20 protein-coding genes and 1 pseudogene are annotated in these 21,832 nt (G+C 72.1%); 7 read left to right on the plus strand and 14 right to left on the minus strand.

Going from position 1 to position 21,832, the window contains the following annotated elements; genetic code table 11:
* Window positions 1-63 precede the first annotated feature (63 nt).
* Entirely contained in the window at window positions 64-705 is a 642-nt protein-coding gene (locus ABTZ91_RS10165; RefSeq protein ID WP_352076673.1) for a MerR family transcriptional regulator, read from the plus strand.
* 29 nt (window positions 706-734) lie between these two features.
* A complete protein-coding gene (locus ABTZ91_RS10170; RefSeq protein ID WP_352076674.1) occupies window positions 735-1,838 on the plus strand; it encodes a Rieske 2Fe-2S domain-containing protein in 1,104 nt (367 codons plus the stop codon).
* On the opposite strand, the gene ABTZ91_RS10175 is transcribed toward ABTZ91_RS10170, so the two are convergent.
* The 7 genes from ABTZ91_RS10175 to ABTZ91_RS10205 form a co-directional block, all read right to left on the minus strand.
* Complete coding sequence (locus ABTZ91_RS10175; RefSeq protein ID WP_352076675.1) at window positions 1,819-2,832, minus strand: TIGR03842 family LLM class F420-dependent oxidoreductase; 1,014 nt, start codon at window positions 2,830-2,832, stop codon at window positions 1,819-1,821. The two genes, ABTZ91_RS10170 and ABTZ91_RS10175, sit on opposite strands and share 20 nt — an antisense overlap.
* Before the next feature lie 11 nt (window positions 2,833-2,843).
* On the minus strand, window positions 2,844-4,247 hold the full coding sequence (gene hydA, locus ABTZ91_RS10180) for a dihydropyrimidinase (protein WP_352076676.1): 1,404 nt from the start codon (window positions 4,245-4,247) through the stop codon (window positions 2,844-2,846).
* 4 nt (window positions 4,248-4,251) lie between these two features.
* Complete coding sequence (locus tag ABTZ91_RS10185; protein WP_352076677.1) at window positions 4,252-5,547, minus strand: aspartate aminotransferase family protein; 1,296 nt, start codon at window positions 5,545-5,547, stop codon at window positions 4,252-4,254.
* Window positions 5,544-6,386, minus strand: a complete 843-nt coding sequence (locus ABTZ91_RS10190; RefSeq protein WP_352076678.1) for a nitrilase-related carbon-nitrogen hydrolase — start codon at window positions 6,384-6,386, stop codon at window positions 5,544-5,546. Before ABTZ91_RS10190 ends, ABTZ91_RS10185 begins: the two co-directional genes overlap by 4 nt.
* Before the next feature lie 267 nt (window positions 6,387-6,653).
* Window positions 6,654-7,988 (minus strand): UL36 very large tegument protein, encoded by a 1,335-nt coding sequence (locus tag ABTZ91_RS10195; RefSeq protein ID WP_352076679.1) that lies wholly within the window; start codon window positions 7,986-7,988, stop codon window positions 6,654-6,656.
* Window positions 7,989-8,059: 71 nt separating this feature from the next.
* On the minus strand, window positions 8,060-8,446 hold the full coding sequence (locus ABTZ91_RS10200; RefSeq protein WP_352076711.1) for a PPOX class F420-dependent oxidoreductase: 387 nt from the start codon (window positions 8,444-8,446) through the stop codon (window positions 8,060-8,062).
* A gap of 248 nt (window positions 8,447-8,694) precedes the next feature.
* Window positions 8,695-8,946, minus strand: a complete 252-nt coding sequence (locus tag ABTZ91_RS10205) for a helix-turn-helix transcriptional regulator (RefSeq protein WP_352076680.1) — start codon at window positions 8,944-8,946, stop codon at window positions 8,695-8,697.
* Between the two features lie 33 nt (window positions 8,947-8,979).
* On the opposite strand from ABTZ91_RS10205, the gene map reads away from it, so the two are divergent.
* Window positions 8,980-9,747: a type I methionyl aminopeptidase gene (map, locus tag ABTZ91_RS10210; RefSeq protein ID WP_352076681.1), complete on the plus strand. Its 768-nt coding sequence runs from the start codon at window positions 8,980-8,982 to the stop codon at window positions 9,745-9,747.
* 13 nt (window positions 9,748-9,760) lie between these two features.
* On the opposite strand, the gene ggt is transcribed toward map, so the two are convergent.
* Window positions 9,761-11,608, minus strand: coding sequence for a gamma-glutamyltransferase (gene ggt / locus ABTZ91_RS10215; protein ID WP_352076682.1), 1,848 nt, complete (start codon window positions 11,606-11,608; stop codon window positions 9,761-9,763).
* Window positions 11,609-11,713: 105 nt separating this feature from the next.
* On the opposite strand from ggt, the gene ABTZ91_RS10220 reads away from it, so the two are divergent.
* Window positions 11,714-12,445 (plus strand): hypothetical protein, encoded by a 732-nt coding sequence (locus tag ABTZ91_RS10220; RefSeq protein ID WP_352076683.1) that lies wholly within the window; start codon window positions 11,714-11,716, stop codon window positions 12,443-12,445.
* Here the strand turns inward: ABTZ91_RS10220 and ABTZ91_RS10225 are convergent.
* Entirely contained in the window at window positions 12,399-13,682 is a 1,284-nt protein-coding gene (locus ABTZ91_RS10225) for a cytochrome P450 (protein ID WP_352076684.1), read from the minus strand. The genes ABTZ91_RS10220 and ABTZ91_RS10225 overlap by 47 nt on opposite strands.
* A 123-nt stretch (window positions 13,683-13,805) precedes the next feature.
* Between ABTZ91_RS10225 and ABTZ91_RS10230 the strand changes: the two genes are divergently transcribed.
* The 3 genes from ABTZ91_RS10230 to ABTZ91_RS10240 all read left to right on the plus strand — a co-directional run bounded on the left by ABTZ91_RS10230 (window position 13,806) and on the right by ABTZ91_RS10240 (window position 18,011).
* Window positions 13,806-15,026 carry a hypothetical protein gene (locus tag ABTZ91_RS10230; RefSeq protein WP_352076685.1) on the plus strand — a complete coding sequence of 407 codons (1,221 nt, stop codon included), beginning with the start codon at window positions 13,806-13,808 and terminating at the stop codon, window positions 15,024-15,026.
* A gap of 123 nt (window positions 15,027-15,149) precedes the next feature.
* Window positions 15,150-16,322, plus strand: a complete 1,173-nt coding sequence (locus tag ABTZ91_RS10235; protein ID WP_407077928.1) for an Ig-like domain-containing protein — start codon at window positions 15,150-15,152, stop codon at window positions 16,320-16,322.
* A 135-nt stretch (window positions 16,323-16,457) separates the two neighbouring features.
* A complete protein-coding gene (locus ABTZ91_RS10240; RefSeq protein ID WP_352076686.1) occupies window positions 16,458-18,011 on the plus strand; it encodes an alpha/beta fold hydrolase in 1,554 nt (517 codons plus the stop codon).
* Between the two features lie 52 nt (window positions 18,012-18,063).
* On the opposite strand, the gene ABTZ91_RS10245 is transcribed toward ABTZ91_RS10240, so the two are convergent.
* From ABTZ91_RS10245 to ABTZ91_RS10265, 5 genes and pseudogenes are all read right to left on the minus strand, one after another.
* A complete protein-coding gene (locus ABTZ91_RS10245) occupies window positions 18,064-18,924 on the minus strand; it encodes an amino acid ABC transporter permease (RefSeq protein ID WP_352076687.1) in 861 nt (286 codons plus the stop codon).
* Window positions 18,921-19,565: an amino acid ABC transporter permease gene (locus ABTZ91_RS10250; RefSeq protein WP_352076688.1), complete on the minus strand. Its 645-nt coding sequence runs from the start codon at window positions 19,563-19,565 to the stop codon at window positions 18,921-18,923. Before ABTZ91_RS10250 ends, ABTZ91_RS10245 begins: the two co-directional genes overlap by 4 nt.
* A 20-nt stretch (window positions 19,566-19,585) precedes the next feature.
* Complete coding sequence (locus ABTZ91_RS10255; RefSeq protein ID WP_352076689.1) at window positions 19,586-20,503, minus strand: glutamate ABC transporter substrate-binding protein; 918 nt, start codon at window positions 20,501-20,503, stop codon at window positions 19,586-19,588.
* Window positions 20,504-20,516: 13 nt separating this feature from the next.
* A complete protein-coding gene (locus tag ABTZ91_RS10260; RefSeq protein ID WP_352076690.1) occupies window positions 20,517-21,269 on the minus strand; it encodes an amino acid ABC transporter ATP-binding protein in 753 nt (250 codons plus the stop codon).
* Between the two features lie 155 nt (window positions 21,270-21,424).
* Window positions 21,425-21,733, minus strand: a pseudogene (locus ABTZ91_RS10265) (DUF6278 family protein); the annotation flags it as partial.
* Window positions 21,734-21,832: the final 99 nt, after the last annotated feature.

The raw sequence follows: 21,832 nt of genomic DNA on the forward strand, positions 1-21,832 counted from the left end.
CGTCCAGTGTGAACAGCACGATCCCGCCGGAGCACTGGAGCGCAGCCCGGCATCAGGAGATCCATGCGCCTCTCGGAACTCAGCCGCGTCAGCGGCGTCCCCACGCCCACCATCAAGTTCTACCTCCGGGAAGGCCTGTTGAGCCCCGGACTGCGCACCCACACCAACCAGGCCCAGTACGATCAGGGGCACCTTCACCGGCTTCGGCTCATCCGCGCTCTCCTCGACATCGGCGGCCTCTCCCTGGCGGCGATCGGCGACGTCCTCGCGGCCCTGGCGGCGAGCGGCACCGGCCCCGGCCGGCTGCTGCGGACGGCCCGGCAACCCGCCCTCGGCACCACCCCGGGGCAGGCGGACGGCCCCGCCACGAGCGAGGTCCTCGCGCTGGTCCAGCGGCAGGGCTGGCGCGTCTCCCCCGACGATCCCGCGATCGAGGCCGCCGCCGAGGTCCTGGACGCCCTGCGCCGGCTCGGCCGGCACGACTTCGCCGAGCGGCTGGACGCCTACGCGCGCGCCGCCGACACGGCGGCGGCGAGCGACGTGGAGGCCCTCGACCGCTGCGCCGACATCGCCGGGATGGAGGAGGCCCTGATCATCGGGAACGTCCTCGGCGAGCGTCTCCTCGCCGCCCTGCGTCGCCTCGCGCAGACCCACCACCTGCGCGAACGCGTTCCGCTCGGCCGGGGCACGACGCTCAGGAACTGAAGGCAGTCGTACGGATTCAGGAGAACCCCATGAAATTGACACGCCGCTACGGACGCACGATCAGCGAGGGTCCCACTCCGGCCGACGTCGCGGGAGTCCCGGGACTGCCCTACCCGAGCGGCTGGTCCGCGCTGGCCTTCTCCGACGAAGTGAGACGCGGAAGCGTTCTCACCCGGCCCCTCATGGGCGAGGACGTGGTGCTCTACCGCCTGCGCACCGGTGGGCTCCGGGCCGTCCGGCCCTACTGCCCGCACCTCGGTGCCCACCTCGGCCTGGCGAAGGTCGACGGAGACGACCTCGTGTGCCCCTTCCACCTGTTCGCGTTCGGCCCCGACGGCTCCTGCGTACGTACGGGATACGACACCCCGCCCCCGAAGACGCCCCTGGCCCTGCTGCCGGTGCGCGAGGCCAACGGAGCCGTCTTCGTCTGGCGGCACCACGACGGCCGGGAGCCGGACTGGGAGATCCCCGACTGGCATGCGGTCGGCCACCGGCCCGCGCGGCACGCGGCCTGGGAAATGGCCGGCCATGCCCAGGAGGTCATCGAGAACTCGGTGGACATGGGGCATTTCGCCACGCTGCACGGCTGGCTCGAGGCCACTCTGGGCGCCCCCGTCTCCTATGGCGAGACGGCGTTCCACGTGTCGATGCGGGTACGGGAGAGCGCCCCGGTGTTCGGCGAGTTCGCCGTCGAGGTCGAGGTCGACGGGTACGGGCTCAGCTGCCTGCACGCCGACATCCGCGTGCCGCGGTTCGGGCTCCTGATGTGCACGGCGGTCATGCCCACCGCGATCGCCCCGAACCGGATGCAGCTCCGGCAGTCGAACCGCATCGTGTTCGCGGAGCCCTCCCGGCTGCCGCGGCCCCTCGCACGGGCGGTCAGCCGCACGGCCGCGCGCCTGCTGGAACGCCCGCTGTTCTGGTCCAGCTGCGCGTTCACGGCCGCCGATTTCCCGATCTGGAACCACAAGAGGTACGAGCAGCCTCCCCGGCTGGCCCACGGCGACGGGCCGATCGGACCGTTCCGCCGCTGGGCCCGGCGGTTCTACCCGTCGGACGTCGCCGACCGGGGGTTCTCGAGGGCCGTGCTGCGGCAGCCCCCTCCGGCACCGCTCAGCGGAACGACGGGATGATGTCGGAGCCGTAGGCGTCGATGGTGCCCTCGCGGTTGTCGTGCATGTCGTAGACGGCGAACTGGTCGACGCCCAACTCCTTGAGGTGGCGGAGCTTGGCGATGTGGGACTCGGCGGGCCCGAGGAGGCAGAAGCGGTCGACGATCTCGTCGGGGACGAAGGCCGTGTCGGGGTTTCCGGCGCGGCCGTGGTGGCTGTAGTCGTAGCCCTGGCGGTTCTTGATGTACGCGGTGAGCGCGTCGGGGACCATGGCGGAGTGCTCGCCGTAGCGGGCGACCAGGTCGGCGACGTGGTTGCCGACCATGCCGCCGAACCAGCGGCACTGGTCGCGGGCGTGGGCCAGGGCCTCGGGCGAGTCGTCCGCCGTCACGTACGCGGGAGCGGCGACGCAGATCGTGAGGGAGGCCGGGTCGCGGCCGGCTTCCTCGGCGGCGGTACGAACCGCCTTGACCATCCACTCGGTGAGGAACGGGTCGGCGAGCTGGAGGATGAAGCCGTCCGCCTTCTGTCCGGCGAGGGCCAGGGCCTTGGGCCCGTAGGCGGCCATCCACACCGGCAGCCTGCCGTCCTTCACCCACGGGATGCGGATCGGGTTGCCGTCCACGACCGCCTCGCGGCCCTCGGCGAGGTCGCGGATGACGTCGATGGCCTCGCCGAGCCGGGCCAGGGTGTTCGGCTTGCGGCCGGCGACGCGCATCGCGGAGTCGCCGCGGCCGATGCCGCACACGGTCCGGTTGCCGAACATGTCGTTGAGGGTGGCGAAGGTGGAGGCGGTGACCTCCCACGTACGGGTGCCCGGGTTGGTCACCATCGGGCCGACGTGGAGCTTGGTGGTGTGCTCCAGGATCTGGCTGTAGATGACGAAGGGTTCCTGCCACAGCACGGCGGAGTCGAAGGTCCAGCCGTAGCGGAAGCCGTTGCGTTCCGCCCGGCGCATCAGGCCGACGACCTGGGAGGCGGGCGGGTCGGTCTGCAGGACGAGTCCGAAGTCCAAGGCGCGGCCTCCTAGTTCAGGTACTGGCAGGTGGAGCGGGGGATGAAGCTGCCGTGCCCCGCGCGCCCCACGTACGTCCGCCGGTCGAGGACGAGTTCGCCGCGCGAGAGGACGGTCTCGACCTGGCCGGTGACCGTCTTCCCCTCGTACGCGGAGTAGTCGACGTTCATGTGGTGGGTGGCCGCGGACAGGGTCTGGGTGGTGTGCGGGTCGTAGATGACGACGTCCGCGTCGGCGCCCGGGGCGATCGTGCCCTTCTGCGGGTAGAGGCCGAACATCCGGGCGGGGGTCGCGCAGGCGATCTCGATCCAGCGGCGCCGGGAGATGTGGCCGTCGACGACGGCCTGGTGGAGCAGGTCCATGCGGTTCTCGACGCCGGGCAGGCCGTTGGGGATCTTCGAGAAGTCGCCGACCCCGAGCTCCTTCTGCCCCTTGAAGCAGAACGGGCAGTGGTCGGTCGACACCACCTGGAGGTCGTTCGTCCGCAGGCCCCGCCACAGCGCGGCCTGGTGCTCGCGCGGCCGCAGCGGTGTCGAGCACACGTACTTGGCGCCCTCGAAGCCCGGCTCGGCCAGGTTGTCCGTCGACAGGAACAGATACTGCGGGCAGGTCTCGCCGAAGACCGGCAGGCCCTTGTCTCGGGCGGCCGCGAGTTCGGCCACGGCCTCCTCGGCCGACACGTGGACGACGTACAGCGGGGAGCCGGCCACCCGGGCCAGCTGGATCGCGCGGTGGGTCGCCTCGGCCTCCAGGAGGGCCTTGCGGACCTCTCCGTGGTAGCGGGGGTCGGTCTCGCCTCGGGCCAGGGCCTGTTCGACGAGGACGTCGATCGCGATGCCGTTCTCCGCGTGCATCATGATCAGCCCGCCGTTGTCGGCACCGCGCTGCATGGCCCGCAGGATCTGCCCGTCGTCGCTGTAGAAGACGCCGGGGTAGGCCATGAAGAGCTTGAACGAGGAGATGCCCTCCTCGACCAGCTTGTCCATCTCCTTGAGCGTGTGCTCGTTGACGTCGGAGAGGATCATGTGGAAGGCGTAGTCGACGGCGCACCTGCCGTCGGCCTTCTCGTACCAGGTGTCGAGCCCCTCGCGCAGGCTGCGGCCGACGGTCTGGACGGCGAAGTCGACGATGGTGGTGGTGCCGCCCCAGGCGGCGGCGAGGGTGCCGGTCTCGAAGGTGTCGGAGGCGAAGGTGCCGCCGAAGGGGAGCTCCATGTGGGTGTGGGCGTCGACTCCGCCCGGGATGACGTAGCGGTCGGTGGCGTCGATGACGCGCTCGGCGGTCCAGCCGGCGGCGGCCGCCGAGCCGTGGGCGGCGAGGGCGGCGATCCGCCCGTCCTCGACGAGGACGTCGGCGTGCAGCTCGTCGGCGGCGGTGAGGACGAGCCCGCCCCTGATGAGTGTGCGGGTGCTCACGGGACTACTCCCCTGCGGACGGGAGGGAACGGAGGGCCTGTTCGAGGATCGCCGCGCCTTCCTCGGCCTCGGCGACGGTCAGCGAGAGCGGGGGCGCGATGCGCAGGGCGCTGGTGTCGTGGCCGCCGCCCTTGCCGATGAGCAGGCCGTTCGCGCGGGTGGCCTCCAGGACGGCGGCCGCGGCGTCGGGGTCGGCCCGGTCGGTGCCGGGCCGGGTGAGTTCCAGGCCGATCATCAGGCCGCGTCCGCGTACCTCGCGTACGGCGTCGATGCCGGCCGCGGCGGCCCGCAGCCGTTCGATGAGGAGGCCGCCGACGCGGCGGGCGTTGCCCTGGAGGTCGTGTTCGAGGAGATAGGCGAGGTTGGCGAGTCCCGCGGCCATGGTGACGGGTGAACCGCCGAAGGTGGAGATGGAGTTGGCGTCGAGGCAGTTCATGATCTCGGCGCGGGCGACGACCCCGCCGATGGACATGCCGTTGCCGATGCCCTTGGCGAAGGTGAGGATGTCGGGCGGCCCGGCCTGGCCGTGCGCCTGCCAGCCCCAGAAGTGCTCACCGGTGCGGCCCCAGCCGGTCTGCACCTCGTCGGCGATCCACAGGATGCCGTGCCGGTCGAGGACCCTGCGGAAGGCGGCGTAGAGGCCGTCGGGCGGGGAGGTGAAGCCGCCGACGCCCTGGATGGGTTCGGCGATGAGGGCGGCGACGTCCCGGGTGTGGCCGAGCAGGTCCTCCAGGTCGGCGACGCAGGCGTCGATGAACCGCTCGTCGGTGTACTGGGCGTACGGGCCGCGGGTGCGGACGCCGCCGTGCACGTACAGGGTCTGGAGCGGGGACAGGCCGGTGGGCGACCAGGAGCGGTTTCCGGTGATGCCGACGGTGGAGAAGGAGCGGCCGTGGTAGCTGTTGCGCATCGCCAGGATCTGGTTCGAGCGGCGGTACGCGGTGGCGAGGAGGAGGGCGGTGTCGTTGGCCTCGGTGCCGGAGGTGGTGAAGAAGACACGGGCGTCGGGGATGCCGGAGAGGGCGGCGACGCGTTCGGCGAGCTCCACCATCGGGCGGTTGAGGTAGAGGGTGGAGGAGTGGATGATCCGCCCGGCCTGCTCGGCGACCGCCTTGGTGACCTCCGGCAGGGCGTGGGCGGTCATGGTGGTGAGGATGCCGCCGAAGAAGTCGAGGTAGCGGTTGCCGTCGGCGTCCCAGACGTGGCGGCCCTCGCCGTGGGTGAGCTCGATGGGGTTCTTGTAGTAGAGGGCGAGCCAGTCGGGGGCGACGGCGCGGTGGCGTTCGTAGAGGCTGCTCACGGCCGCACCAGCCCGTCGTACGCGTCGGGGCGGCGGTCGCGGTAGAAGGCCCATTGCTGCCGGACCTGGTCGATGAGGCCGAAGTCGAGGTCGCGGACGAGGAGTTCCTCCTCCTTGTCGGAGGCGACGTCGCCGACGAACTGGCCGCGCGGGTCGACGAAGTAGCTGGTGCCGTAGAAGTCGTTGTCGCCGTACTCCTCGATGCCGACGCGGTTGATGGCGGCGACGAAGTACTCGTTGGCGACGGCGGCGGCGGGCTGCTCCAGCTGCCAGAGGTAGGAGGACAGGCCGCGGTGGGTGGCCGAGGGGTTGTAGACCAACTGCGCTCCGTTGAGGCCGAGTTGGCGCCAGCCCTCGGGGAAGTGGCGGTCGTAGCAGATGTAGACGCCGACCTTGCCGACGGCGGTGTCGAAGACGGGCCAGCCGGCGTTGCCGGGGCGGAAGTAGTACTTCTCCCAGAAGCCCTTGACCTGCGGGATGTGGTGCTTGCGGTACTTGCCGAGGTACGTGCCGTCGGCGTCGATGACGGCGGCGGTGTTGTAGTAGAAGCCGGCGCCCTCGACCTCGAAGACGGGCACGACGACGACCATCCCGGTCTCCCGGGCGAGGTCCCGCATCCGGCGTACGGTGGGCCCGTCGGGCACCGGCTCGGCCCACCGGTAGTGCTCGGGCTCCTGCACCTGGCAGAAGTACGGGGCGTTGAACACCTCCTGGAACCCGATGACCTTCGCCCCCTGCCGGGCCGCCTCGCGGGCGTGCTCCTCATGCTTGGCGATCATGGATTCGGTGTCGCCGGTCCAGGTCGCCTGGACGAGCGCGGCGCGTACGACGTCGGTCATGAGCTGCTCCTTCGGCACGGCGTCAGAGAGCCTCTACGCACGTAGACGCGATGCGTAGGAGGAGAACGTAAGCCCCGTCACAGCCCGGAGCAAGACCACTGCCGTGAAGCGGCGGAGTCGATCATGTTTCATACCCGAGTGGTCCACGTCGGACACGCACCGACACGTACGGACACGTCCTGGGTCATGGCGATCGCCTCCGCCCGTCGTCCGCGGCGGGGCGGCCGGCCGGTCGGCCGCCGTCGCCCCGCTCGGGCCCCCCACCCGTCACACCAGTCCGGCGACGCGCAGCGCGTGCAGCACGTCACGCTCGCGTGCCGGGGAGACGGAGCGGGCGGCGGCCAGCAGCCGCGCGGTGAGGGCGGCGGGACCGGCGTCGGGGTCCGCGACGGCGAGCCGGGCCGCGTCCTCGGGCGTACGGCAACGCACGAAGGCGGTGAGCAGCGCCTGGGCCTCCGCGTGACGGGACTCGGCATAGAGGGCGGCGCAGGCTCCGGCCAGCTCCTCCACCGGCCGGGCCACGCCCTGCCGGAGCAGCCGCTCGCAGTCCTCCGGGCGGCCCGCGTCGGCGAGCGCCCCCGCCACGGCGGCCAGCCGGCCGGGCGGCAGGGTGGCGGCCTCCCACAACAGTGTGGCCCAGTCCGCCGCCAGCCCGGCGGCGTGCAGCTCGGCGGCGAGCACCGGCAGCCACGCGGGCGGCCTGGCGAGCGCCTCGCACAACAGCGCGTGCGCCTCACCGCTGCGCCCCTGGGCGCGCAGCCGCCGCAAGGCGTGGACGGCGTTGCCCGCGGCCCGGACGGCCTGCCCCGGGTCCTCGGTCGCCTGCGGCGCGGCCGCCCGTACGGGCTCGGCGGACACCGCACCGAACCGGGCCCCACGCGGCGCGACGGCCGGAGCGGTGGGCGGCTCCGTCACCGGAACCCCGACCGGGGGCAGCGGATCCGCCCCGTCCAGCCAGGCGTAACGGGCTCCCCGGGGGCGGCGGCGGGCGGGCGTGGGGGTGGAGGCGAGGGGGGCCGCCGGTGGTGGTGGCGGTGGCGCGCTCGGGCGCGGTGGCGGGTGCGGGTGCGGGTGCGGGTGGCCGGGATTGCCCGGCCCGCCCCGCCGAGCCCGCGTGTCGAACCCACCCGCCCGGCCGAGCCGGTCGATCCGCTCGGCGAGTTCGGCGATCCTGGCGCGGGCGCGGGTCAGGTCGTCGTGCGCCCAGGCGAGCGACGCGCCGTCGGGGTCGCGGTCCGGGTGCTCGGTCAGGTCTCCGATGCGGGTCCGGGCGTCGTGGGCCGCCTGCCGCATCAGGTGCCGGCGTTCGGCGAGCGCCGCCGCACCGCCGGGCAGGCGGTCGTGGGCGGTCGCGGCGGCGGCGTGCAGGGCGCGGCCCCGAAGGGCGAGGGGGCCGTCGGGCGGTTCGCCGAGGTCCTGGAGCAGGGACGCGACGACGTCCCAGGGCAGGATGTCCGTACCGTCGAAGCAGGCGCGCATGCCGTCCGGGTCACGGGCGCGAAACACGCCGTACCAGCCCTCGCCAGGGGTGAGCCGGCCGGCCAGCTCGCCCAGCCATCCTGTGAACGCCGCGACTTCCACCGGGAGTTGATGCACCGCCATACCCCACTGCCTTTCGGTCCACCGGCATGGGACCTCAGCCGTGTTACGGGACGGCTACGCAGGGTTTTCGGTCAGGCACCCGTGAACCTCACGACGATCCCGGTGTGCGGGCGCTTGCCCAGGCGGGCGATCGTGGCGGGCCAGTCCACCGCCCAGAACTGCCAGGTGTACTTGCGGGAGAGGAGCCGGCGCACCCGCCGCAGCTCCTCCCCGGTGACCAGCCGGGCCGTGCCCTCCACCCGCGCGGCGCCCTTCGCCACGTTCCCGCGCACGTCGCAGACGGCGGCCACGACCCGAGGGTCGCGGCGCAGCCGCTTCACCTTCCAGGAGTCGGTGCGGGTCCAGGCGTACAGCTCGTCGCCCTCGACCGCGTACCAGACGGGGGTGGCGACGCCGGTGCCGTCCTTCCGGAAGGTGGTGAGGCTGACGTAGCGGCCGCGGCGCAGTTCTTCCGGCATCGCGCCCGGTGTGACCTGGGGCGTCACGTCCGGCTTCGCATCGGGCATCGCGTCGGGGTTCATCTCGGGCTCCATGCCCGGGAGCCTACGCAGCGGCGGGCGGCCCTCAGACGTCGGCGTCGTAGCCGGCCCGCGCCTCGGCGATCACCGAGCCGTGAGCGCGGGCCCGGGGAACCGAACCCCTGGACACCCGCCCTTGGACACCGAACCCCTGGACACCGACCCCCTGGACACCGGTCCGGCCCCGGCTAGAGGGGGACGAGGGCGCAGCGCGTCACCAGTTCGTCCATGGACAGGCCGAGGACGCCGGCGAGCGCGGCGACGGTGAAGAAGGCGGGGGTCGGGGCCCGGCCGGTCTCGATCTTGCGGAGGGTCTCCGCGGAGAGGCCGGCGGCCGCGGCGATCTCCGCCATGGACCGGTCGCCGCGCGCCTCGCGCAGCAGCAGGCCGAGGCGTTCGCCGCGCTCGCGCTCTTCGGGGGTCAGGGGTGTGCGCACCATGGCGCCCATTCTAATACCGGTATAGTAATTGGCATGGTGGAGATCAAGACGAATGCGAACCTGCTGCTCATGCGCGAGGCCGGCAGGGTGGTGGCACAGGCCCTGGAGGCCGTACGGGAGAAGGCGGCGCCCGGGGTGACGCTCGCCGAGCTGGACGAGGTCGCGCGCGGGGTCCTGGCGGCGGCGGGAGCCGGCTCGCCGTTCCTGGGCTACCGGCCCGACTGGGCGCCGGTGCCCTTCCCGGCGGTGGTCTGCCTCTCGGTCAACGACGCCATCGTGCACGGCGTCCCGGACGACACCCGGCTCGCGGACGGCGACCTGCTGAGCGCCGACTGCGGGGCGGTGCTCGACGGCTGGGTCGGGGACGCGGCGGTCAGTTTCACGGTCGGCCGGGCCCGCCCGGAGGACGCCCGGCTCGTCGACACCGCGTACGAGGCCCTGGAGGCGGGCATCGCGGCGGCACGGGTCGGCAACCGCGTCGGCGACATCGCGCACGCGATCGGCCGCGTCTGCCGCCGCGCCGGTTACGGCATCGCGGACGGCTTCGGCGGCCACGGGGTGGGCCGCACGATGCACGAGGGCCCGGACATCCCCAACGAGGGACGCCCGGGCCGGGGCATGCCGTTGCGGCACGGGATGGTGATCGCGATCGAGCCGATGCTGATCGGCAGCGGTGCCGACCACCACTACACGGACAGGGACGGCTGGACGATCCGTACGATCGACGGCTCGCGCGCGGCCCACACCGAGCACACCGTCGCCGTCACGGACGACGGTCCGCGCATCCTGACCGCGCTCTAGTTCCGGGTGCCTGTCATGGCGCCGGCCTGACCACCATCGCCGAGCCGCCGCCCCTGCGGACCGTCTCCGCGGCGGCCAGCCAGCGCCCGTCGGGCAGCCGCTGGACGCCGGTCGCCGCGCCGATCTCGGGGTTCTGCCGGAAGGCGTGGCCGAGCGCTTCGAGTTCCGCCCGGAGCGGGCTGTTCCACAGGGCCGGTTCGAGTTCGGTGGTGGTCTGGTTGCGCTGGCTGGCGCGGGGCGCGGCGATGGCGTCGACGAGCGGCAGGCCCCGGTCCACGACTCCGGTGAGGGTCTGCAGCACGGTGGTGATGATGGTGGCGCCGCCCGGGGAGCCGAGCGCGAGCACCGGCCGGCCCGCCTTGTCGAGCACGATCGTCGGCGACATCGAGGAGCGCGGCCGTTTGCCCGGGCCGGGCAGGTTGGGGTCGTGCACGGCCGGGTTCGCCGGGGCGAAGGAGAAGTCGGTCAGCTCGTTGTTGAGCAGGAAGCCGCGGCCGGGGACGGTGATGCCGCTGCCGCCGGTCGACTCGATGGTGAGGGTGTAGGCGACGACGTTGCCCCACTTGTCGGCGACGGTCAGGTGGGTGGTGTTCTCGCCCTCGTACGTCGTGGGGGCGGCCGTGCCGCCGCTCTCGCACGGCACCGGGTCGCGCGGGTCGCCGGGCGCGAGGGGGCTGGTCAGGACGGCGTCGTCGCGGATCAGGCAGGCCCGGGAGTCGGCGTACCGCTGGGAGAGCAGTCCGCGCACGGGCACGTCCTCGAAGGCGGGGTCGCCCACCCAGCGCCCCCGGTCGGCGAAGGCGATCCGGCTCGCCTCGATGAAGCGGTGGAGGTAGCGGGCCTCGGGGGCGCGGGAGAGGTCGGTGCCCTCCAGGATGTTGAGGGCCTCGCCGACGCTGGTGCCGCCGGAGGAGGACGGCGCCATCGAGTAGACGTCGAGGCCGCGGTAGGACACCTTCGTGGGGCGGCGCTCGATGGTCTTGTACGCGGCGAGGTCGGCTTCCGTCAGGTCGCCGGAGCGGACGACCCGGGTGGCGCCCGGGCGGACCGGCGGGTGCTGGACGGTGTTCACGATGTCGCGGGCGAGCGGCCCTTCGTAGAGCGCGCCGACGCCTTCCCGGCCCAGCTTCGCGTACGTACGGGCGAGGTCGGGGTTCTTGAAGGTCGAGCCGACCACGGGCAGCCGGCCGCCGGGCAGGAAGAGCGCGGAGCTGGCCGGGAAGTCGCGGAAGCGGGCCTCGTTGGCGGCCGTCTGGGCGCGGAAGGTGGCGTCCACGGTGAAGCCGTCGCGGGCGAGCCGCTCGGCGGGGCGCAGCAGCGAGCGGAGCGGTTTGCTGCCCCAGGCGTCGAGGGCGGCCTCCCAGGTGGCGGGGGTGCCGGGGGTGCCGACGCCGCGGCCGCTGGTCATGCCCTCCTCGAAGGGGATGGGCCTGCCGTTCTCGACGAAGAGGTTCGCGTCGGCGGAGGCGGGCGCGGTCTCGCGGCCGTCGATGGTGTGGACGGTACGGGTCTTGGCGTCGTAGTGGACGAAGTAGCCGCCTCCGCCGATGCCGGCCGAGTACGGCTCCGTGACGCCGAGGGCGGCGGCCACGGCGACGGCGGCGTCGACGGCGTTGCCGCCCTGGCGCAGCACCTCGACGCCGACGGCGGAGGCGTCGGCGTCGACGCTGGCGACGGCTCCGCCCCAGCCGGTGGCGACGGGTACCTTGACCGGCGTCTCCTGGGGCGGAGTCGTCGGGGGTGCGGTCGTCGGTGGCGCGGCGGCCCCGACCGAGAGCACGGTGGCCGCGACGGCCACGATCGACGCGCTGCGCAGGGCGGAACGGCGCGGGGCCGAACCGCGTACGACGGAACGACGCATCCTTACCTCCAGTCGATGACCGTCCGCGCAGCGTAACTTCGGCCGCCGCCTTCCGTCAGGACCGCCTCTCGAACGGTCACCCGATCGCCGCTAGCATGCGCGCCCATGAACGAAGACCTGTGGAACGTCGTCCTCGGTGTCCTCGCCACCGGGGTCAGCGGTTCCCTCGGCTGGCTGGCCCGCACCTTCGCCCTGCGGCGCCGACTCCGCAGGAAGCAGGCCTTCTTCGGGCTTCCGACCGGCTCGGAGTGCCTGCTCGTGGTGAACCGGCAGGCGGGCAACGAGCGTGCCGTGCACGCCACCGACGTGTCGGCGCTGCTCGAACTCTCCGCCCTGATCAAGGACTGTGGTGCGCGGCTGCGGATCGTCCAGCACGACACGGCCCGCCGGGGACTGGGCGAGACGACGGAGTTCTGCATCGGCGGGCCCTACTCGAATCACCGTATGGCCGCCCACCTCGTGAATCTGCTGCCGGGGCTGACGATGAACGTGGAGCCGGAGCCACGGGAGGACCGGGGTATGTTCACCGTGGGCGGCCAGAGCTACCGCGCCCAGTGGGGCACCGTCGAGTACGTCGTCCTCGCCCGGCTGACGGGCGGTGAGGGCGAGCGGCCGCTGTTCCTGCTCTGCGGCCAGGCCGCGGTCGCCAATCAGGCGGCGGCCCGGCATCTGTCCCGGCACCACGAGCAGCTGGCCCGCACCCACGGACGCGACGGCACGTTCGCGCTGCTGCTGAAGGTCGTCAACTCCGACGCGTACGGCCCCGATGTGGTGGAGGTGGTCGCCGACATCACCCGCGAGGCGCGTACGGCTCCACCCGCACCGGCAGCGACTTGATGCCGTTGATGAAGTTGGAGACCAGACGCCGGGGCGGCCCGGCGAGCTCCAGGCCGGCGCAGGCCGCCCGTACCTCCTCGTAGAGGACGCGGAGCTGGAGCCGGGCGAAGTGGGCGCCGAGGCAGACGTGGGGGCCGTCGCCGAAGGAGACGTGCGGGTTGGGGGTGCGGGCGAGGTCGAGCCGGTGGGGGGCGGCGAAGACCCGTTCGTCGTGGTTGGCGGAGGCGTGGAAGACGACGACCTTGTCCCCGGCGGCGATCGGCACGCCGGCCAGCCGGGTGTCCCGGGTGGCGGTGCGCCGGAAGGAGAGCACCGGCGGGTGGACACGCAGGAGTTCGTCGACCGCCGTGTCCATTCCGACCTCGCCGGACCACAAGGCGCGCCGCTGGTCCGGGTGTTCGGCGAGGGCGAGCAGTCCGCCGGGGGCTGCGGAGCGGACGGTGTCGTTGCCCGCGACGGTCAGCAGGAAGAAGAACATCTCCAGTTCGGCGTCCCGGAGTTCGCCGGTGGCGAGGGTCGTCATGATGTCGTCGGCGGGATGGGCGCGCTTGTGGGCGGCGAGTTCCCGCGCGTAGGCGAACATCTCGGCGAGCTGGGCGGGTGAGCGGGGGTTGACCGGGCGGCCCGCCGCGTCGAGGACGGGCGGTTCGTCGGGGTCCTGATAGGCGATGACCCGCTCGGTCCACTTGTGCAGCAGCCCTCGGTCGCTCGCGGGCACGCCGAGCAGGTCGGTGAGGTTGAGCAGGGCGTAGTCGTCGGTGACGGCCCGCACGAGGTCCACTTCCGGGCCGGACTCCTTTGCCGTTTCCAGGAGTTGGCGGGCCCGGAGGCGCGCGGTGCCGGTGAAGCGCTCGATCCGGCCCGGTGTGAAGGCCCGGCTGACGAGCCGCCGCAGCCGGCCGTGGTGGGGAGGGTCCTGGTTGAGCATCATCCGCCGGATGAAGGGGAGGTCGGCGGGGTCGGGGTCGCGGATCTGGGTGGCGCCGAGGTACGAGGAGAATCCGGCGGCGTCCTTGAGCACCCGTACGACATCGGCGTGCCGCGTCACGGCCCAGAACCCGGGCCCGGCGGGCCAGCCGAGGAGCTCGTACTCGTCCTGGCGCGCGACGGGGTGGTGGTCGCGCAGGGTGCGGAAGCGGTCGTGCGGGATGCCGGCCGCGTAGATCCGCGGGTCGAAGACATCGGGGACGGCCTTGGCGTCACCGACCGCCTCGGGTGCCTCGCTCGTGTTCTCCACCGGCACTCCCCCTCGGAGTGAAGACGTCACCATCATGACAGGTCAGAGCCGTTTTTCGTAGGACGGAACGCACAGTTCGAGAGCCTTGTCCGGCCTGTGCCCCGACTCCCAGAATCTCCCTTCGTGAAGCACGCGGAGAACGCGGAGAGCTGGGGGAACGTGGCGGACACAGGGAAGATCGATCAGGACGCGGTACTGCGGGCGCGGGTGCTGCTGCTGGGGTCGGGGCGGCTCGGCACGTGGGAGTACGTCGGTGCGTACCGGGTGCTGGCGCGGGTGAGCCCGCGGGCCTATCTGCCGAAGCTGGTGGACGCGTTGCTGCAGCGGGGCTATGAGCTCGACGATCCGGAGGTGCGGGTGCGGCTGTTCGCCGAGGCGGCGGACGAGGCCCGGCGGATCGAGGGCGACGCGCGGCCGGAACGGCTGGGCCGTGCGCTGAGCTCGTACGAGCGGGCGCTGTTCGCCGCCGGCCGGCGGGCGGAGGGGCGCGCGCTGTGCGAGGAGGCGGCCGAGGCCGGCGCGTACGGGAGGCTCGCGAAGGTCCTGGCGGAGGAGGGGCGGCACGCGGAGGCGGCCGCACTGTACGGCCGGCACCTCGGGCGGGAGGGGGCGGACGCGTCCGACTGGAGTCTGGTCGAGTGGGCGGCCGAGCTCGACGCCGCGGGGCTGCGCGAGGAGGCGCTGGCGGTGTTCGGGCGGCTCGTGGACGGCAAACGGCGCCGGGCGGAGGAGGACCGGACGCCGCTGGCCTCGCTGGTGTGGCTGGTCGTCCACCAGGCCCGGATGCTCGCGGCGGCCGGGCGTGAGGCGGAGGCCGCGGCCGCCCGGCGGGAGGCGCTGGCGGTGCTGACGCGGCTCGCGCGGGACGGTGAGCCGGTGAGCTGGAGCAACATCCAGGCGTGGTGGGTGACGCTCTTCGTCCTGTCGGGGCGGCCGGACGAGCCGGCGGCCACTCCGGACGCCCCGATGCCGCCGTTCGGGGCCTATGTGGTCCACGGCTGGTCGCCGGACACCAGGGAGGCGTACCTCGCCTCGATCCCCGCCTTCGAACGGGAGGCCGCCGCCCTGCGCGCGGCCGGTGACCTGGCGGGGCTGATGGGCGTCCACCGTCGGCTGGTGCTCCGTCAGGCGCTGCGGTGGGAGACCTCCGGGCGTCGGGCGGAGGAAACCCTCCGGCCGGTCTTCGACGAGGGCGTGGCCCTCGCCCGCCGCCTCCCGGACGACGGTCCGGCACTCTTCCGGGCCCTGACCGACCGTGCCCTGTTCCTGCTCGCCGTGAAGCGGTACGCCGACGCCCGGCAGGACTTCGCGGAGGCCGTCGCGCTCCAGGGCGGCTCCGCCTGACCCGTATCGCCCGTATCGCCCATGTCACATCCGACATCACAGAAATAGGGCACATGTGCGGAACCATCTCCGGTCGGCGGGACTCTCACCTCGCGTAAGAGATCACCACCGGAGGTCGTTCCCGTGAACCGCATACCCGTGCCCGCCGTGCCCGCCCTGCTCGCCACCACCGCCCTGGTCCTCACGCTCGGGGCGTGTTCCGGCGGGCCGGGCGGCTCGGGGGGCGGGGGTGCCGAGGACGCGCCGAGCACCCGGATCTCGGTGAACCTGACCGGCCCGCGGGCGCAGGCGGGAGTACCGGTGGTGGTCACGCTCACCGAGGGGCCGCGGCTTCGGCAGGTGACGGTGACGGACTCCAAGGGCGCGAACCTGGCCGGGCGGGTGTCCGCCGACGGGAAGACCTGGACCTCCGATCGGCCGGCCGCGCCGGGCACCGCCTACGCGGTGGAGGCGCGGGACGCCGACGGCGGCAGCGCGAAGGCGGAGTTCGCCACGGTCGCGCCGGACAAGGTGAACAAGCTGACGCTGGCGCCCGGCAAGAACACCACGGTGGGCATCGCCCAGCCGCTGTCGATCGTGTTCGACCACCCGGTGAAGGACAAGGCGGCGGTGGAGCGGCGGCTGAAGGTCACCACCTCCAACGGCACGGAGGGGTCCTGGGGCTGGATGCGGGACTGGTCGGGCAAGGACCGGGTGGACTGGCGGCCGAAGGAGTACTGGAAGCCGGGCACGAAGGTGACCCTGGACGCGGAGCTGAACGGCGTCGACTCCGGGACCGGCGGCTGGTTCGTGCGCGACTACTCCACCACCTTCACGATCGGCCGGAACCAGGTCGTCAAGGTCGACCTCGACGGGCACCGGCTGAAGCTGCTGCGGGACGGGCGGGTGGTGAAGGACGTGCCCATGTCGGCGGGCACGCCCGGCGGCGAGAAGGCGTCCTGGCGCGGCACGACCGTCCTGATGTCCAAGGAGGGCACGATCAACATGCGCTCCGAGACCGTCGGTCTGGGCGACGCCTACGACAAGATGGTCGACTCCTCGATGCGGCTGACCTGGTCGGGGATGTACGCGCACGCGGCGCCGTGGAACGCCGCCTATTTCGGCAACGCCAACAGGAGCTCCGGCTGCATCGGCATGAGCGACGCGAACGCCGCGGCCGTGTACGAGGCGGTGCAGGTCGGGGATCCGTTCGAGATCACCGGTTCGGACGCCAAGGGCACGCAGGCGCTGAACAACGGTTACGGCGAGTGGAACCTGTCCTGGTCCGAGTGGCGGGCGAAGAGCGCGCTCCGCTGACGTCATCCTGAGGACGGGATTCCGCCAATCGTTACCCATGCGTAACTTACCGACCAGTTACCCCGGGTAAGCCTCCGCGGTTACCGTCGGGTCACTTCACTGCCCCCCATTCAGTGAACCAGTGAGGAGTGACCCGTGCGCACAGCCCTGCCCTTCGCCGTATCGGCCGCCCTCGTCGCCGGTACGGCGCTCGGGCTCGCCCCCGCCGCCCAGGCCGCCGACTCGGGCAGCTCCCTCCGCTTCGTCGACATCGCCGGCGACGGCGGCACGATCCTCAAGGCCAACGTCGCCACCCCGGCCGGCGCCGACGGCTCCGCCCGCTACCCCGTGGTCGTCCTGCCCACCAGCTGGGCCATGCCCCAGGTCGAGTACCTGGCGCAGGCGAAGAAGCTCGCCGACTCCGGTTACGTCGTGGTGAGTTACAACTCGCGCGGCTTCTGGCAGTCCGGCGGCGAGATCGAGACCGCGGGACCCAAGGACGTCGCCGACGCCTCCCACGTCATCGACTGGGCCCTCGCGAACACCCCGGCCGACCCGGCGAAGGTCGGCATGGCCGGCGTCTCCTACGGCGCCGGGATCAGCCTGCTCGCCGCCGCGCACGACAAGCGGATCAGGGCGGTCGCCGCGCTCAGCGGCTGGGCCGACCTCATCGACTCCATCTACAGCGGCCGCACCCAGCACCTCCAGGCCGCCGCCCTGCTCGGCGGCGCCGGCTACCTCACCGGACGGCCCGGCCCCGAACTCCGCGAGATCCTGGGCGACTTCCTCTCCTCCAACCTGGAGAAGGAGGACGAGATGATCGCCTGGGGCCGCAAGCGCTCCGCGGCGACCTATGTCGACGCCCTCAACACCAACCGCCCGGCGATCATGCTTGGCAACGCCTGGGGCGACACCGTCTTCCCGCCCAACCAGTTCGCGAGCTTCTACGAGAAGCTCAACCTTCCCAAGCGCCTGGAGTTCCGGCCGGGCGACCACGCCACCGCCGAGGCCACCGGCCTGCTCGGACTGCCCAACGACACCTGGACCAGCACCCGGCGCTGGTTCGACCACCACCTCAAGGGCGAGGACAACGGCGTCGACCGCGAGCAGCCGGTCCGCCTCAAGCCGCGCTCCGACGCCGGCTACGAGGGCTACCCCGACTGGAAGTCGGTGGGCGCCGACCAGCGCAGGATCATGCTCGGCGACTCCGAGCACCTGTGGGCGAACGTCGACTCGGGCGCCAACGGAGGCGTCGTGATGCTCTCCAACCTCCTGGACCAGTTCTTCCAGGCCCCGCCCGTCGCCTCCATCCCGCTGCTCCCCCGCGCCTTCGCCGCCGTCTGGCAGTCCGAGCGCTACGACACCCCGCAGCGGGTGCGCGGCACGGCGCGGCTGCACACCACGGTCACACCCACCGCGTCCAGCGGCACCTTCGTCGCCTACCTGTACGACGTGGGCCCCCTCGGCACCGGCAAGCTGATCAGCAACGCCCCGTACACCTTCCATGGCAAGGCGCCCGGCAAGCCGTTCGCCGTCGACCTGGAGCTGTTCTCGACGGCGTACGACGTGCCGGCCGGGCACCGGCTCGCCCTGGTCGTGGACACGGTCGACCCGCTGTACATCGAGCACAACCCGACCGGCGCGCAGCTGACCTTCTCCTCCCCCGCGGGCGACCCGAGTCATCTGTCGGTACCGCTGCGGGAGGAGTGATCACCGGCTGCTGCCGGGCGGGCAGGGCCCGTGCGGGGGTCCCGTGCGGGGGTTACTCGCGGCCCGGCAGCAGCGTGGCCGGTTCGGCGGGAGCGATGTCCGCGGCTCTCGTCTTCGGGCTGCGCCGCTCCCGCTTCGCCACCCAGGTGGCGAACCAGGAGAGCAGGACGCACATCCCGATGTAGATCGGCGAGATCACCATCACGACCGGGATGAAGGGCAGGTCGTAGTCCAGGTTGGAGGCGATCAGCTTGCCCGCGTGCAGGAACTCCTCGTAGGTGATGAGGAATCCGAGCGAGGTGTCCTTCAGCGCCACCACCAGCTGGCTGATGATGGCGGGCAGCATCGCCCGCACCGCCTGCGGCACCAGGACGTAGGTCATCACCTGCGTCTTGCGCATGCCGAGCGCGTACGCCGCCTCGCGCTGGCCGCGCGCCACGGCGTTGACGCCCGTACGGAAGACCTCGGCGAGCACCGAGCCGTTGTACAGGGTCAGTCCGGCGACCAGAGCGGGCAGCGGCTGGACCTTGAGCGCCACGAAGATGAAGAAGATCATCACCAGGACGGGCATGGCCCGGAAGAACTCCACGAACAGGGTGGCGCTCCAGCGGAAGACCCGGTGCTCGGAGAGCCGGCCGGTCGCGAGGACCGCGCCGAGCGCGAGGGAGAGCACCGAGGCGTACGCGAAGGCCTTGAGGGTGTTGCCGAGGCCGCGCAGCAGGAGTTCCTGGATGCCCTCGTACGCGAAGGGCGACCACTTGGTGGCGGTGAACTGGCCGGTGTCGAAGAGGAGATAGAGGATCCAGGCGGCGATGCCCAGGATCACGAGGGTCGAGACGAGGCCGTACAGCAGGTGCCGGCGGCGGGTGCGGGGTCCCGGGATGTCGTAGAGCGCGGTGGAGGCGGTGGTCATCGGGCGACTCCCCAGCGGCTCTCCAGGAAGTGGAAGAGCGCGCTGATCGCGAGGGTGATGATGAGGTAGCCGACGGCGATCCAGACGAAGGTCCAGATGATGTTGTAGCCGAGCTCGCTCAACGTCTTGTAGGTGCCGAGGAGTTCGGTGACGCTGAACGCCCCGGCGATGGCCGAGTTCTTGGCGAGGGCGATGAGGGTGGAACCGACCGGCGGGATGACCGAGCGGAAGGCCTGCGGCAGGATGACGTTGCCGAGGGTCTGGCCGAAGGTCATGCCGAGGCTGCGGGCGGCCTCGCCCTGCCCGAGCGGGACGGTGTTGATGCCCGAGCGCAGCGCCTCGCAGATGAAGGCGGACGTGTAGCAGCCGAGCGCGAGGACCGCGAACAGCTTGAAGGGCAGCACGATGCCGAAGCGGGGCAGGCCCAGCATCACCGCGAAGAAGAGCAGGGTGAGCGGGGTGTTGCGCAGCACCGTGACCCACACGGTGCCCAGCACCCGCAGCGAGCCCACCGGCGCCACGCGGAACGAGGCCATGAGGAAGCCGAGCGCGAGGGCCAGGAGCGAGGCGTAGACGGTGAGTTCGAGGGTGCCGAGGAAGCCCTCGCCGTAGGTGGAGAAGTTCCGTGTCAGGACGTCCATGGGGTGGCGGTGCTCCTTCCTCAGCCGGCCGGGTAGCGGTCGATGGCGGGCGGCTTCGGGGCGGGAACCCCGGAGAGGCCGAGGGTCGCGTCATAGGCCTTCTTCCAGTCGCCGTTCTTCTGGTGGGCGGCGAGCGCGTCGTCGAGGGCGAAGCGCAGCGCGGTGTCCTCGCGCGGGACGCCGATGCCGTACGGCTCCTTGGAGAACGGCTTCCCGGCGATCTTGAGTTCGTCGGGGACCTTGGCCGCGTAGCCCATGAGGATGGTGTCGTCGGTGGTGACGGCGTCGACCTGGTAGGTGAGCAGATTGTCGACGCACACGGAGTAGGTGTCGTACGCGACGAGGTCGGCCTTCGGGTACTCCTTCTGGATGCGCTGGAACGGGGTGGAGCCGGCGGCCGAGCAGACGCGCCGGCCGTCGAGGTCCTCGGGGCCGTGGATGTCGTCCTCGTCGGTGCGGACGAGGAGGGACTGGCCGGCCATGTAGTAGGGGCCGGCGAAGCCGACGAGCTTCTTGCGGTTGTCGTTGATGGTGTAGGTGCCGACGTAGTAGTCGATCTGGCCGTTCTGCAGGGCGGTCTCGCGGTTGGCGGAGGCGATGGTGCGGAATGCGATGCCGGCCGGGTCGAAGCCGAGGGAGGCGGCCATCATCCGGGCGATCTCGATGTCGAAGCCGGAGTAGGTGCCGGTCGCGGGGTCCTTCTCGCCCATGTAGGGCTGGTCCTCCTTGGCGCCGACGACGAGGTGTCCGCGCTTCTTCGCCCGGTTCCAGGTGGGCGAGTCGGGCAGGGTGAAGCCGGACCGCACCTGGTAGACGGGGAGTTCGCCGGGCTCGGGGCCCTTGACGGGCGGGCTGCCCTCCTTGCCGCAGCCGGCGCCGGCGAAAACGGCGGCGAGCAGGAGGGCCAGCGCGGCGAGGGTTCGTTGCGTACGCTGCATGCTTCCGGTCCCGTCAGTGCGTGAGGATCTTGGACAGGAAGTCCCTGGCCCGCTCGCTGCGCGGTGCGGTGAAGAAGTCCTCGGGGGTGCGGTCCTCGACGATCCGGCCGTCGGCCATGAACACCACGCGGTGGGCGGCGGAGCGGGCGAAGCCCATCTCGTGGGTGACGACCACCATCGTCATGCCCTCCTGGGCGAGCTGCCGCATCACCTCCAGGACCTCGTTGATCATCTCGGGGTCGAGCGCCGAGGTCGGCTCGTCGAAGAGCAGGGCCTTGGGGTCCATGGCGAGGGCGCGGGCGATGGCCACGCGCTGCTGCTGGCCGCCGGAGAGCTGGGCGGGGAACTTGTCGGCGTGCGCGGCGAGGCCGACCCGGTCGAGGAGCTCGCGCGAACGCCGGTCCGCCTCCTCCTTCCCGCGCTTGCGGACCTTGATCTGGGCGAGGGAGACATTGGCGAGGACGGTCTTGTGCGCGAAGAGGTTGAAGGACTGGAAGACCATGCCGACCTCGGCGCGCAGCCGGGCGAGCGCCTTGCCCTCGGCGGGCAGCGGCTGCCCGTCGATCAGGATGTCGCCGGACTCGACCGGCTCCAGGCGGTTCATGGCCCGGCAGAGCGTCGACTTCCCGGAGCCGGACGGGCCGATGACGACGACGACCTCCCCGCGGCCGACGGTGAGGTGGATGTCCTGGAGGACGTGCAACGTGCCGTAGTGCTTGTTGACGCCCCGCAGTTCGATCAACGGATCGCGATCGACGACGGCCATGTGCTGCCCTGCCCCCTGTGTTCTCCGCTGGTGTCGAGGTCAGCGCAAACTATCCAGCAGAAAAGGGGACTTCACGCCCGACACGCATAAAGAGGGGATAAGCCGTATTTACTGCAAAAGGGGTGTCCCGGGGGCGGGGCGGGGAGGTGAGGCGGTCAGAACTCGGCGGCCTCGGCGTAGACCTGGGAGAGCTGGGGCGCGCCGGTGGTGGCCCAGTCGAGCCCGGCGTCCACCACGTTGATCTCCCGCCCGGAGGCGAGCAGCACCACCGGCTGGCCGTCCGGCCGCAGTCGCCAGCCGGCGCCGGGAACGGTGCGCACGAGGACCGTGCCGAGATAGAGCCCGGCGTCGTTGCCGACCCAGGGCAGCTCCTCGGGGTCGTCCCGCCAGCGGGGCGGGAGCTGGTCGAGGTCCGCGAGGGAGCGGGGCGTGTCGTCGAGCGCCACTCCGGCCTCCTGGGCGCGGGCATACGACCCGACAGAGGGCCGGGTGCTGCTCGACGGGGTCGACCTGCGTGATCTGTCGACGCCCGAACTGCGGCGGGGTGTGGTGATGGTGACGCA

Origin of the sequence: Streptomyces sp. NPDC126499 (assembly GCF_040302485.1) — a bacterium.
In the GTDB taxonomy this organism is placed as follows: domain Bacteria; phylum Actinomycetota; class Actinomycetes; order Streptomycetales; family Streptomycetaceae; genus Streptomyces.